Consider the following 12,949-nt stretch of genomic DNA (forward strand, 5'->3'; position numbering starts at 1 on the left):
CGAGTGACAAACACTTGGTTAATTTACGCTTTAGGCGGTGGTTGGGGACATTTGACTCGCGCTTTATCCTTGGGGAGAATTGCCGCAACTCAAAGAAAAGTTAGGATTATTACTAATAGTCCTTATGCACAACAAATCAACAATGAAAATTGCTTAATCGAGTGGATTCCTGAAAATACTAGTTTTTCTGCAACTTGTTTGCGAGTGCAAGAAATTATCCACCAAACCACATTTAATCGCTTAATTGTTGATACATTCCCCAGAGGCTTAGGGGGCGAATTAGTAGATATATTACCACAATTGCACCACATTCCGCGAATTTTAATTCATCGAGATATAAACTCGCGCTATGTCGCATACTCGCAATTAAAGTCATTTGTCATCAACAACTTTGAGCAAATAATTGTCCCAGGAGAAGGGGACGATTTACCTTTTTGTGACTTAAAAACCGTGCAACATACAGCACCTTGGCTAATTCGTAATTCAGAAGAATTACTAGATAGAATCACAGTGCGATCGCAAATCCTCAAAGTAGACCAATCAATCAAAACCATCCTAGTCTGTGCAGGTGGTAACATATCAGAGATGCCCTTATTCGGTCAACTAGCGCTGCAGTTACAGCAAAATTTCCCCGAATGTGCTGTAAAAATTTTAGCTGCTACCTGTCCCCTAACTTGTCCAGAGACTTTATGGGTGTCTCATCATCCGGGAATTGAATGTTTAGCAGCAGCAGATATCGTCGTCGGGGGTGCGGGTTACAACACGGTTTACGAATGTGCCGCAGTGGGTGTACCTTTGGTAGCGTTGGCTTTCACAAGATTGTACGATCGCCAAAAAAAAAGAGCCAGTAAAAGTTATTGCGTAGGGGATATTTCCGATTTAACCTCGGAAAATCACCTGCAAAACATCTACCTTACCGTCAAGAAACTGCTAAATTACATAGAACCACACAAAAAGTTATCTGTGCCATCTTATATTAACGGTGCTATCCAAGCAGCACATCAGATTGAACAAATCTGATCACTAAGTAGTACCTATACTTTGCATATTTATAACTTTGATCAAACCTATCAAACCCTCCCCCAATCCCAAAACGGACACCCTGTCCCCCCAACCCCCTGTAGCCAAAACAGGAAAATTCCATTTCTTGGCGAATCTCCGGCGCTTAATTCCCATTTTTGATGATTCCGTCTCTACTTGGGCTTTAGAAGCGCGGTTATTGCGTTGGTTAACATTTGTTTGGCTATTTGTCGGCTTAGTCATCTTATTTTCAGCCTCTTATCCTGTCGCTGATGCGCGTCAAGATGATGGACTCTATTACTTCAAACGTCAAATTATTTGGGTTTTAGTTTCTCTAATTTTATTCAACATAATTGTCAATTTTCCCTTGCGGAAAATCTTGAGTATATCCCATTGGTTTTTAATCCTATTCTTATTATTAATTTTCGTCACCCTCATTCCTGGATTAGGTAGAAAAGCCTTCGACGCCGCACGTTGGATCGCCATTGGGCCAATTCCCATTCAACCCTCAGAATTGATTAAACCCTTTTTGATTTTGCAAAGTGCAAAACTTTTTGGTCAGTGGGAAAAAATTAGTTGGCGAGTTCGTTTTACTTGGTTAGGAATTTTCGGATTAGTACTATTAGGAATTATCGCCCAACCTAACTTGAGTACCACAGCTCTTTGTGGTATGACTATTTGGTTAATTGCCTTAGGTGCTGGGATACCTTTTAAATATTTAGGAGGAACCGCACTCGGTGGAGTATTATTAGCAGTCCTGAGTATTAGTATCAAAGAATATCAACGCAAACGGATCATGTCCTTCCTCAATCCTTGGGCTGACGCGACCGGCGATGGCTATCAACTAGTACAAAGTTTGCTAGCAGTCGGTTCTGGTGGAACTTGGGGATCTGGATTTGGACTCTCGCAACAAAAGCTGTTCTATTTACCCATTCAAGACACAGACTTTATCTTTGCGGTATTCGCTGAAGAATTTGGCTTTATTGGTGGTACAGTTTTGCTGATTTTATTAGCCTTATTCTCCACCTTAGCATTAATCGTCGCCCTGAGAGCCAAAACACCAATCAATCGATTAGTAGCCATCGGCGTCATGGTTTTGATGGTAGGACAATCATTATTGCATATCGGCGTCGCCACCGGCTCATTACCCACTACCGGCTTACCCCTACCCATGTTTAGTTATGGCGGTAACTCCATGATTGCTAGCTTAGTTTCTGCAGCGTTGTTGATTCGGGTAGCGCGAGAAAGCAATGAAGCCGAGATAGTGCAATTGCGATCGCCCCAACCAGAAACCAGACGTCGGCGCCGACGGTTTTTTTAGAGAACAAAAATTAAGTAAGGGGAAAATCACCAAATAATTCTTAACAAATAACTTTCTTACTTCACAGCCTGCTTTTCTAACTTCTGCAGCAGCTGCTGATAAATCACATCTATCCACACAGGGATCACAGGTTTTCCCGCATCCAAAAAAGCGATCGCTTGGTTACGGTCATATTCTACTAAGCTTAATGTTGTCGCCGATGCTTCCTGTAACAACATAAAACGCCTACCTCTACCACAGGTAAACAAATCTGGTTCCACATCTTTCAAGTTTTTGAGAGTTTCGCAGGCTAAATCCAGACTTAACCCCACAGTTAGCCAATATACCATCGCTGCCAACTCTACCAAACTCGACTTAGAGTAATAAATAGTACGTCCATTGCCCACATCACTGATGCCAGGGGTCAAAACCCCTTTATCGCGCCAATACTGCAACTGGCGGAGCGTACAGCCTGTAATTTCTGATGCTTCTTTGCTTGTAAAATATGTCTCATGCATACCACTATTTTACAAAATACTGGTTCCAAGCAAATGTATTAGTGTATACAAGTTGTTACTCTCGCAACTGGAGTACGGGAAATCTATTATTTGACTGCAGATTCTCCATATTCACCACCACTAACTTTGCCTCGAAAAACAATATATTGGTAAATATTATAAAACAGCATCACAGGAATTAAAAAGCCAATAAAAATGATCATAATCACTAATGAACTAGGATCAGCCGACGCCTCATAAATAGTGATTTGCGTAGGGATAATATATGGAAAAACAATCAAGCCCAAACCGATAAAAGTCAACACAAATAAAAGAATTGTCCAAACAAAAGGCGCTCTTTCCTGTTGGCGTTCTAAACTCATCAAAAGTTGCCAAATTAAGAACACACCCAGCACAGGAATAATCGCAAATATATACACCAGTGGTTGCTGAAATAATCGCAATCTAGTACTTTCATAAAATATCGGCGTACTAATTGTAATAAAAATTGCCCCCAGCAATGTTGTCCAAGCAGCAAGCTTTGCAGTTTTATAATGAGTTACTTGCAATTCTCCGCTAGTTTTCCAAATCAGATATGTAGAACCAATCAACACATATCCTTGAATTAACGTCAAAGCCACCAGCACAGATGGTAAACTCAACCAATCCCAAGTCGTGCCGATAAAATGCCCCGTTTCATCAACAACAATCCCCTCAAGCACCGCACCCAAAGCAAAACCTTGACCAAGAGCCGCCACAAAACTTCCCGCACCAAAAGCGAAATTCCAAAACCATTTGCGATTAGCTAGCTCCCGAAATTCAAAAGCCACAGCCCGAAAGATAAACCCAAATATCATCATCAAAATTGGGATATACAAAGCATTTAAAATAGTGCCATAAGCCAGAGGAAAAGCACCAAACAAACCCCCAGCCATCAGCACCAGCCAAGTTTCATTTGCATCCCAAATATTGCTTAAACTAGTCATTAAAATTCCCCGCCGTTCCTCATCAGAAGACGTGAGAGATAAAATTCCTACCCCTAAATCAAAACCATCCAGCATCACATACAGGAATAAAAATAGACCTAAAATCACAAACCATACTTGCGGTAGAAAATACTTGAGCGTTTCCATAATATTTACTGCTATAGCAATCTGCAAAACTAAATTGACGCCTCGTCAATCAACTTTTCCCATAACTTTTCTACCAAAAGATAGACGCGCCAGTTGCTTAAATCCTGCATTTATTGTTGCGCTTCCACAGGACGTTCATCGGGGACAAATTCTGCAGGGGTGGTATCAACAGCAGGTTGACTAATTTCTAGACCAGGTACTGGTAGTTCAAGATTGGGGCCTCTGCGAATAATCCGACTACCAAAATACAACACAGCAACGAACAAAAGACTATAAACTGTGGCAAAGCCAATTAAAGAAACTAAAACATTACTAGCAGGAAGACGGGAAGCAGCATCGACCGTGCGGATTTGTCCATAAAGCGTCCAAGGCTGTCGTCCCACACAACGGACAATCCAGCCTGACTCAACGGCGATGTATCCTAGAGGAGCTGCAAATACCCAAACCCGCATTAACCATTTTTGCTGAGTAATTTTTTCTACTGATAATTGACCACGTAACCATTGCAGTGTAGTCAATAGCATCAAGCCAGCAAGGAAAAAGCCGATAGCAATCATGGTGCGGAAAGCGTAATAAATTAAACCTACCAGATGGGGGCGGTCTTCTGGTTTCCACTCCTTCAAACCGTGGACTGGTTCAGAAAGATTTTGTTTAAATTCGAGAATGTATCCTAGGGCGTTGGGGATAGTGATTTCCCAATCGTTTTTTTGTGCTTTCTCGTTGGGTATAGCTAAAAAACTCCAATCTGCAGGCTGTCCAGCGGGTGTACTTTCCCATTGTGCTTCCATAGCAGCTAGTTTAGTGGGCTGATAGTGATAAACTTGCTCACCGCTCAAATGCCCGATGTAGATTTGTAATGGAGCAACTGCGATCGCAGCTGTTAAGGCTATCTTTAAAGACCGAGCGAAAAAAGCTGGATGACGTTCTTTGAGAATATACCAAGCGCTAATCCCACCAATTACAAACAAAGAAGTTTCTAGCGTCGCAAAGAACATATGCAACACACTATTTACCATGAAGGGATTAAGCATGGCTTGAAAGTAGTCATGGACAACAAACTTACCATTGACCATTTCCCCGCCCGCAGGGGTTTGCATCCAAGAATTTGCTGTCAAAATCCACAGAGTTGACAGATTCGCACCAACAGCTACCAAGATTGTTGAGAGATAATGAATCGCTGGATTGACACGCTCCCAACCAAATAACATAATCCCTAAAAAAGCAGCTTCCAGCATGAAAGCCCAAGAAGCCTCAAACCCGATAACACTCCCGAAAAAATTACCCACTGCTTCCGAAAAAGGTGCCCAATTCGTGCCAAACTGAAATTCCATAGGAATACCAGTTGCTACACCAATCCCAAAATTTAAAACATAGAATTTTGACCAAAAGCGAGCGTGGTAATAATAATCTGGATTTTGAGTTTTCAACCAGATGCCTTCAACAATTACCAAATAAATTCCCATACCTGTGGTTAACACAGGCCAAAGAATATGAAAAATAGCAGTCAGCGCAAATTGCATCCGTGATAAAACAACGGTATTAGATAAAAATTCCATAGTTGTTATTTGTTAGAGTTGTGGTTTAATAGCGTTTCCCCACGAAAATTCTTAGGGCGGGGTTCACGCCCGTAATTTTACTTCAGCTACGTTTCCTAATATATTTTGATTGATTCTCACCGATTTATTTAGCAATAACTACTATATTCTTTTACTCTGATAAACTAGTTTTTTATTTAAAACATCCCTCTATAGATCAATACAACTCAATTCCAAAGTAGAGACGTTGCCATCTAAATTTTTTACACTACAAGTAAGAAAAAAGCTTCTATATATTGAATTAATTATTGATAAATTTCAAAAGACAAGCAGTCAAACTTAAACAAAAAAATAAGTCTTGGTTGCATGACATTCTTTGCCTCCTCAACACAAGACTTGATAATTTCATCCCTCACCCTTCATACTTTAATTGACCAAATCAGGGAATACCTCTTGCACAGCCGGATGCACTAACCGATGATTTTGCACATTTAAACCCTTAGCTAAAGCGGGGTTAACTTCCAACGCTTTCATGCCCAACTTTGCCAACTGCACAACATAAGGTAATGTACTATTATTCAGTGCTTGGGTCGCTGTCCAAGGTACTGCACCCGGCATGTTGGGAACGCCATAATGTACCACACCTTCTTCAATGTAAATGGGGTTGGTATGGGATGTAGTATGTAAAGTTTCTACACAACCCCCTTGGTCAACAGCAACGTCAACAATTACCGAACCAGGACGCATTTGTTTAACCAAATTGCGAGATACTAATACTGGTGCTCTGCGTCCGGGGACTAAGACCGCACCGATTAACAAATCAGCTTCCTTAACCGCAGCTTCGATATGAGCAGAGTTGCTATAAAGCAATTCCACCCTAGAGCCAAATAGTGTTTCTAAATAGGATAAGCGTTCGACATTAACATCTAAAATCTGCACCGTGGCCCCAAAACCCACAGCGATTCTAGCGGCTTCTGTGCCCACGACGCCACCACCTAAAATCACTACCTTTCCGGCTTTGACTCCCGGAACACCACCCAAAAGGACGCCCCTACCGCCTTGCTGGCGTTCTAAATACCTGGCGCCAAATTGCACTGATAGTCGCCCAGCAATTATGCTCATGGGCGAGAGTAGCGGGAGTTTGTTCGCACCGGCTTGTTCTACAGTTTCGTAGGCGATCGCACTCGTGCCACAATCAATTAAATGCTCGGTCAATTTGCGATCGGCTGCTAAATGCAGATAAGTAAACAATATCTGCTCTTTGTGTAAAAACTTGTACTCTGTTGTTAACGGTTCTTTGACCTTAACCACCAGTTCTCGATTCCAAGCTGCTTCTGGTGTCGGTACAATCTCCGCTCCAGCATGAATATACTCTTGGTCTGTGAATCCAGCACCATCACCCGCTTGGGTCTGCACAAAGATGGTATGACCATTTTCTCGCAAAACTCGCACACTCGAAGGACTTAACCCGACTCGAAATTCCTGATCTTTAGTCTCTCGCGGAACGCCGATTTCCATGTACAGCCTCTCATGAATTTTTGTTTAACTCTAGCCTGCCATCACCCCAATTGTCAGACTCTTGACTATTACCCCAGTCTCTCTAGAATATATAAAGAATAATTAAAAATTGTAAACAAAACGTTTACAAGGCTCTATCTCCAAAACCTCCCAGCGGATTTTTCTAGCTATCTTGGCATCCCAGCATAGCGTTTAATGGAGAACTGACCGTAACGGAGCCAGATTCTACTCAAACTTGATCGATAGCAAATTAAATTTGTCGCCCAGAGGACTTGTTAATGATTACACAGCCCAAACCAACCGTTACTCCCAAACTAGAAGATCCAAAATTTGGCTTTAATGAATATGCCGAACGCTTGAATGGTCGAGCCGCCATGATCGGATTTATGCTGATTGTGGTAATCGAATACTTTACCAATCAAGGAGTGCTATCTTGGCTCGGCCTCAAGTAGTCACCGTATAAAGCGCCAGTACAAATAGGTTCAAGTGTGTGCAAGGGGAGCAAATCTCCGATTTTTCCAAAAAGTCGGGGGTTTGCTTCCCAAACGTTTCAGTATCAGCTTTCGTTCAAACCAGTTGAAACACTCACGTCGTATTGACTTAATGCCCGGAACATGCAAAAAAAATCTCAGTGTTATCCTAGAGTTACGACTACCACTTGCAAGAGGGCTGATTACCACACTTCCCCTCCCACTCAAGAAAATTATAATATCTAGATATCTTTACCCAATCAAGACCAAAAACAGTCTGAATATCAGTTATGTCATTGCCGCTAAAACACTTAGATATTATTTAGGGAATGTGGGTATGGTGAATAGGTAACAAACATACCAATCACCAACCACCAATGCAAGTAGTCGATCAAGTGCATAACCGCTCTGATGTACAGATATTCTTGGTAAATTGACACAAAAGCTAAACTGGATCAACCCAAGCTGTGATGAATGCTGTATTGCCTCGTTTTATAAAGTCAGCCTACCGCAAAGAACCAATCGTTAGTGTGTTGATCACCATGGGTGTAGTAGACGCGCTCATTGGTGGATTGGATGATAGTTGGTCGCTATTTGCTTTTGGCTTAGGGATATCAGGAATATCCCTTGGTTACAAGTTATGGCGCATCCAGCAAAGTCGGACTGTACCAGAGGAACCCGTGGTACAACACTACTTACCCTCTCGTTCTTCTAGTCCAACTTTGCCTATGCTCAGTGTGACTAAGAAAAAACCACCTTTGTAAAGGGTCGAGAGTTAAGGGTCAAGAAAGTTTGATCTGTGAATATCTTCTTTCTCCTCACTCCTAACCTAAAAGATTGATTGACGCGCCTTGAAACAGTGAGGGGAAATCGTGAAGAGTGAGGGAAGAAGTCAAAAAGGCTCTGGAATTATTTTATCTATGATGGTGGTGGCAACAGTTGCAGTTGTCCCAATTTGGCAAAGCTTCAGCATCAAAACTGTTGACGCAGCCACACAAGCAGCCCAGTCTCAAACAACACCAAACTTTACCCGTCCCCAACTGCTCTACACTCTACACGGACATGGGGGAACGGTGAAAGCTTTGGCTTTTAGTCCAGACAGCAAAACTCTCGTGAGTGGGGGTGCGGAAAATGAAGGTGTGATTCGCTTGTGGAATTTAGTGAATGGCGATCGCGTCGGGACTATCCGCAAAGCCCATAAAACAGCAATAGAGTCCTTGGTGATTTCGCCTGATGGACGCACCCTCGCAAGCTGTAGCACCGACCACACAATAAATCTTTGGAATCTCAAGAATCAGCGATTCAGTCGCTCTTTTGTGGGACACACTAGTAATGTGTTGTCTCTGGCTATATCCCCTGATGGAAAAGTTTTGGTCAGCGGTGCTTTAGATGGAATTCGTCTCTGGGATTTACCGCAGCAGCGCCCTTTGTCAACTTTGGTCAGGTTTGAGAATGCAATTGATACACTGGCGATTAGTCCTGATGGTCAGACCTTGGTGAGTGGTGATATTCGGGGTGTAATTAAGCTGTGGAATTTGCGTGATGGAAAGTTAATCAGAGAATTTGTCGCCCATTCGCAAACAGTCAGCGCTGTAGGTTTCACACCCAACGGCGAAAATTTAATTACTGCTAGCCACGATCGCACCATCAAACTCTGGAATCTTAGCGATAGCAAACTAACTCGCACCTTCACAGGACATAATAACTCGATTAATGCGATCGCCATCAACCCCGACGGACAAACTCTAGCTAGTGCTGGTAGAGATGGCATTAAATTGTGGAATTTAACTACAGGCGAGTTAATTAATACACTTAACGAGCATACTGATTGGGTCAGCGCGATCGCTTTTAGCCCCAACGGTAAAATCCTTGCTAGCAGCGGCTTTGACAAAAAAATCAAAGTTTGGCGCAGTCAGTAATTTATCCTGAAAATTCGTGTATTAATTTAAAAACAAGATATTTAGAGCCAATGAGATAGACTCAGTAATTTCCGCATCTACAAGAAAATTTAACCAAATTTCTCAATAAAAATCCAAAATTTTACGGAAAATGACTGAGGCGCAGTGTAACTTATAGCGGTTGCACTACAGTTGAAATTACATATCCCCACCAACAACCACTGCTTTTTTCTCAGTGGTCTGTTTCGTTAATTTTGCTTTTGTTGTAGAGACGCTAAATGTCCCATCTCTACACGGTTTTAATTATTAATTCGATGAACCACTAGTCCCTAGTACAGCACGGCGAAAATAAACTACCCATTACAAATTTTCCAAAGGCTTATCATCTAAGCTTCTTCATTTCATACTTTATAGTTTATACTTCAGCCTTGTTGTACTAGTCTCTATTCCCTCACCCCTTTTTTAAATAAAAAAACTAAATAATTGAAGCGGAGGTAGGATTATGAATCCCACACCAGATTCTTTTGAATACTGGATGGAAAAAATTAGGCTTTATTGGCGTAATATGGCTAAACCCACAGCTGATATTAATTCGTCTCTAGATGATGAAGAAAAATTGCGGTGGTTTATAGATATTGATCGGCGTCATTTGAATGCTATAGCAAATAAATTACCAGATAAAGTTAATCAACAAGTTTTGCAAGAGTTTATCGCTATTCTTCAAGAATATAAAAAACTGTTGCAACTCCAACCGCCCAATTATCCCCTCTACAAAGCTGAAGATTTACGGGATAAAATTGCTAATGTCATGGAAGACATAGCTGACGTTTATTGTTTCATGTGTACAAGCGATGGAAAAGCAGGTTTTGACTATAAACAAGCTAACTTTTATTATCATCAAGCAATCCAATCTTATGTAGAAAACAACAGCGCCGAAACAGCAAAGCGATGTTTTAAAAAAATTGCTCAACTGAGAATAAATTATAAAATTAATGTTGATCGAGAAATTGAACACCTTTTTCTTACTCTTGAATCTTTGTCGCCCCACAGTTTGAAATATTTAGAAACTCTCATAAATTTAGCTGAAATTTATTTTGCTAATGGCGATAACTTTGAAGCAGAAAAATGTTTATTATTAACTGAAAGCAAACTGAAAGAATTAGGTTACACCCAGTTTAGTCTTACAGAAATAACTAACGATTCGCCAATATTAAACAAAACCCAATCAAGAGATTTTCTAGAAGAATATAATAGTGGTGAAATTGCTGTAAAAGTCAGAGAACTTTATCGAAGGCTATATTTCTCCTTGTCGCAAATCTATCGAGAGAAAGCTGTCCAAGAAGCAGCTAAATATTTAGAATTAGTCAATAGAATGAACGGTGATGATAAAAATAAAAATCCTTCAGAGCAAATGTTAAACTGGCTGAATTCTCACTTTAATCTATAACTTATAGATACTAAAATGACGATTTTCGCTCCTTAGTTTGACTACCGTCACTTTATTTACAGAAAAAACCCCCTTACGGGGGTTACGTAAGTCATTCGCGTGGAGTGAACGACTAATAATTAATACTGAGATTACGTACAGCTATCCGCACGAAATCTAAGTATTACACTAAAAAAATACCAGTACTGGACTGACAGAGCTAAAATAGTTCATTAGAAGTAGGTTGGATAAAGCAAAGCGCAACCCAACTGAGATCAGGGTGTTGGGTTGCGTTACACTTCACCCAACCTACAAAATCTGATGTCCTGAAAGCTTTGCTGCATCTAAGTTTTTCAATTGCGAATTGCGAATTGCGAATTGTGAATTGGTATTACACCTTGGTGTAAGCTTGTGAGAAAGTTGAATAACGAGAGACGGTAGAAATAGCGCCTTATGTCTATTATTGCGCTCAGAGCGTGGTATATTCAGGATTACGAGCCAATTCCAGAATTAGAAAAGCGTCAGCCAGATATTCGCCTCAGTAAAAAAAGTTTGCTGAAATCGGGATTGCGAGCGGATTTTCTAGAAGATAGTGACGAAGTAAGGAAATCTACTTGGTTTGGGCGCTATCTGGAAGGAGAAAATATTGAATTTTATATAGAAGGTAGCGGTGGTTATTGCGTCGCTAACATTGACTTGATTAGCCATGAAATTTATTTCACCAAGCAAGCAGTGTTAGCTCAGTTAGAGCCAACCATTTTTTTATGCTATCAAACAGAGTATGCACCAGCGAGTGACGCTTTAAGGGAAGAATTGCAAACAAGTTTAGAAAATTTGAATCGGCGATCGCGTATTCATTTATCATTAGTAGAATCTTACCGCCCTGGAGATGGGCCGCTACGGCTGAACCTGGGGATGATGCGAAAAATCCGCAAAAGTTTGCTGTTTATTGCTGATACCACACCGATTGCTAGCGTAGATGGGAAAGCAACCACCAAATTAATTCCTAGTCCCAACGTCTGTATTGAAATCGGTTATGCTATTCAGAGCAAGCGCTCAGAACAGATTTTGCTGGCGCAAATGCAACGTCCAGATTTAGAAGGGGAATTTTCCTTCGACCTACCTAAACATCAAATTTTGCCATTCCAAGATAGCAAAGAACTCAACCAAATTTTAACAGAAGCGATCGCTGCCCAGCTAGGACGATTTAAACTGTTTACTTAATACCCTAACAAGCTTCTGTTTTCAAGTATAACATCAATCCAAAATCTCAAATCGGGTGACTTTACTATGCATTTAACTTGGTTAGACAGCAATAGTTGGTTGATAGAAATCGGCGGTAAAAGGATATTACTTGACCCCTGGTTAGTAGGCTCCTTAACTTTTAATAATTTAGATTGGTTATTCAAAGGTTCTCGATTAAAAGAACGCCCCATACCACCAAATATAGACCTAATTCTCTTATCTCAAAGTTTAGAAGACCACACCCACCCACCGACACTCCAACAAATGGAGCGCCAAATTCCAGTTGTTGGCTCTCCCAGCGCCGCCAAAGTCGCACAGGGATTAAGTTACACCGCTGTCACAGCTTTAGCTCATGGTGAAACTTTTGTGTTAGATCATCAAGTGGAAATTAAAGCCACTCCCGGCTCTTTGGTGGGACTCAATTTAGTAGAAAATGGCTATCTTCTGACAGAATTAGCAACTGGTTTTACCCTCTATTATGAGCCTCATGGAAATCATGCTCCGCAAATTAAAGAATTTGCACCAGTCGATGTAGTTATCACACCATTAATTGACTTAGCGATACCTTTTGTCGGGTCGATTATTAAAGGAACTAACACTGCTTTGGAAGTAGTTAAATGGTTACAACCCCAAGTAATTCTTTCCACAGCTGCTGGAGGAGACGTAGTATTTGCAGGGTTATTAATGAAATTCCTTAAAGCAACTGGTACTGTGGAAGAATTTCGTTCATTACTACAGAAAAATAACTTAAATACACGAGTGATTGCGCCCACACCAGGACAACGCTTTGACTTGCAATTACAACAGCGGACAGCCTCAGAATATATACTACGGTCAGTTGAAAATTAATGCTTGACTAAGAGATAATCTGTACCTACGTATATAGCGGTGCATTCCCTTGGTTGAG

At 41.0% G+C, this 12,949-nt stretch carries 12 protein-coding genes; 8 read left to right on the plus strand and 4 right to left on the minus strand.

Annotation, left to right across the window (positions count from 1 at the left end; genetic code table 11):
• Nucleotides 1-3: 3 nt before the first annotated feature.
• Both MIC7126_RS0115305 and MIC7126_RS0115310 read left to right on the plus strand, forming a co-directional pair.
• Nucleotides 4-1,020 (plus strand): hypothetical protein, encoded by a 1,017-nt coding sequence (locus MIC7126_RS0115305; protein WP_017654036.1) that lies wholly within the window; start codon nt 4-6, stop codon nt 1,018-1,020.
• 127 nt (nt 1,021-1,147) lie between these two features.
• Complete coding sequence (locus MIC7126_RS0115310; RefSeq protein ID WP_026100291.1) at nt 1,148-2,341, plus strand: FtsW/RodA/SpoVE family cell cycle protein; 1,194 nt, start codon at nt 1,148-1,150, stop codon at nt 2,339-2,341.
• A gap of 56 nt (nt 2,342-2,397) precedes the next feature.
• On the opposite strand, the gene MIC7126_RS0115315 is transcribed toward MIC7126_RS0115310, so the two are convergent.
• The 4 genes from MIC7126_RS0115315 to ald all read right to left on the minus strand — a co-directional run bounded on the left by MIC7126_RS0115315 (nt 2,398) and on the right by ald (nt 7,003).
• The gene (locus MIC7126_RS0115315) at nt 2,398-2,838 is read right to left on the minus strand and encodes a MerR family transcriptional regulator (RefSeq protein ID WP_017654038.1); all 441 of its coding nucleotides are present in this window, start codon (nt 2,836-2,838) and stop codon (nt 2,398-2,400) included.
• An 86-nt stretch (nt 2,839-2,924) separates the two neighbouring features.
• Nucleotides 2,925-3,950 carry a cytochrome d ubiquinol oxidase subunit II gene (locus tag MIC7126_RS0115320; protein WP_017654039.1) on the minus strand — a complete coding sequence of 342 codons (1,026 nt, stop codon included), beginning with the start codon at nt 3,948-3,950 and terminating at the stop codon, nt 2,925-2,927.
• Nucleotides 3,951-4,060: 110 nt separating this feature from the next.
• Complete coding sequence (locus MIC7126_RS0115325; RefSeq protein WP_017654040.1) at nt 4,061-5,506, minus strand: cytochrome ubiquinol oxidase subunit I; 1,446 nt, start codon at nt 5,504-5,506, stop codon at nt 4,061-4,063.
• Nucleotides 5,507-5,911: 405 nt separating this feature from the next.
• A complete protein-coding gene (ald, locus tag MIC7126_RS0115330; protein ID WP_017654041.1) occupies nt 5,912-7,003 on the minus strand; it encodes an alanine dehydrogenase in 1,092 nt (363 codons plus the stop codon).
• A 278-nt stretch (nt 7,004-7,281) separates the two neighbouring features.
• On the opposite strand from ald, the gene MIC7126_RS29940 reads away from it, so the two are divergent.
• The 6 genes from MIC7126_RS29940 to MIC7126_RS0115360 all read left to right on the plus strand — a co-directional run bounded on the left by MIC7126_RS29940 (nt 7,282) and on the right by MIC7126_RS0115360 (nt 12,891).
• On the plus strand, nt 7,282-7,455 hold the full coding sequence (locus MIC7126_RS29940; protein ID WP_017654042.1) for a chlorophyll a/b-binding protein: 174 nt from the start codon (nt 7,282-7,284) through the stop codon (nt 7,453-7,455).
• 488 nt (nt 7,456-7,943) lie between these two features.
• On the plus strand, nt 7,944-8,237 hold the full coding sequence (locus MIC7126_RS0115340; RefSeq protein ID WP_017654043.1) for a hypothetical protein: 294 nt from the start codon (nt 7,944-7,946) through the stop codon (nt 8,235-8,237).
• Nucleotides 8,238-8,396: 159 nt separating this feature from the next.
• On the plus strand, nt 8,397-9,392 hold the full coding sequence (locus MIC7126_RS0115345) for a WD40 repeat domain-containing protein (RefSeq protein WP_017654044.1): 996 nt from the start codon (nt 8,397-8,399) through the stop codon (nt 9,390-9,392).
• Between the two features lie 481 nt (nt 9,393-9,873).
• Entirely contained in the window at nt 9,874-10,818 is a 945-nt protein-coding gene (locus tag MIC7126_RS0115350) for a hypothetical protein (protein WP_017654045.1), read from the plus strand.
• A gap of 432 nt (nt 10,819-11,250) precedes the next feature.
• Complete coding sequence (locus MIC7126_RS0115355) at nt 11,251-12,021, plus strand: hypothetical protein (RefSeq protein ID WP_017654046.1); 771 nt, start codon at nt 11,251-11,253, stop codon at nt 12,019-12,021.
• 66 nt (nt 12,022-12,087) lie between these two features.
• Complete coding sequence (locus MIC7126_RS0115360; protein ID WP_017654047.1) at nt 12,088-12,891, plus strand: MBL fold metallo-hydrolase; 804 nt, start codon at nt 12,088-12,090, stop codon at nt 12,889-12,891.
• Nucleotides 12,892-12,949: the final 58 nt, after the last annotated feature.

It is taken from the genome of Fortiea contorta PCC 7126, from assembly GCF_000332295.1.
In the GTDB taxonomy this organism is placed as follows: Bacteria; Cyanobacteriota; Cyanobacteriia; order Cyanobacteriales; family Nostocaceae; genus Fortiea; species Fortiea contorta.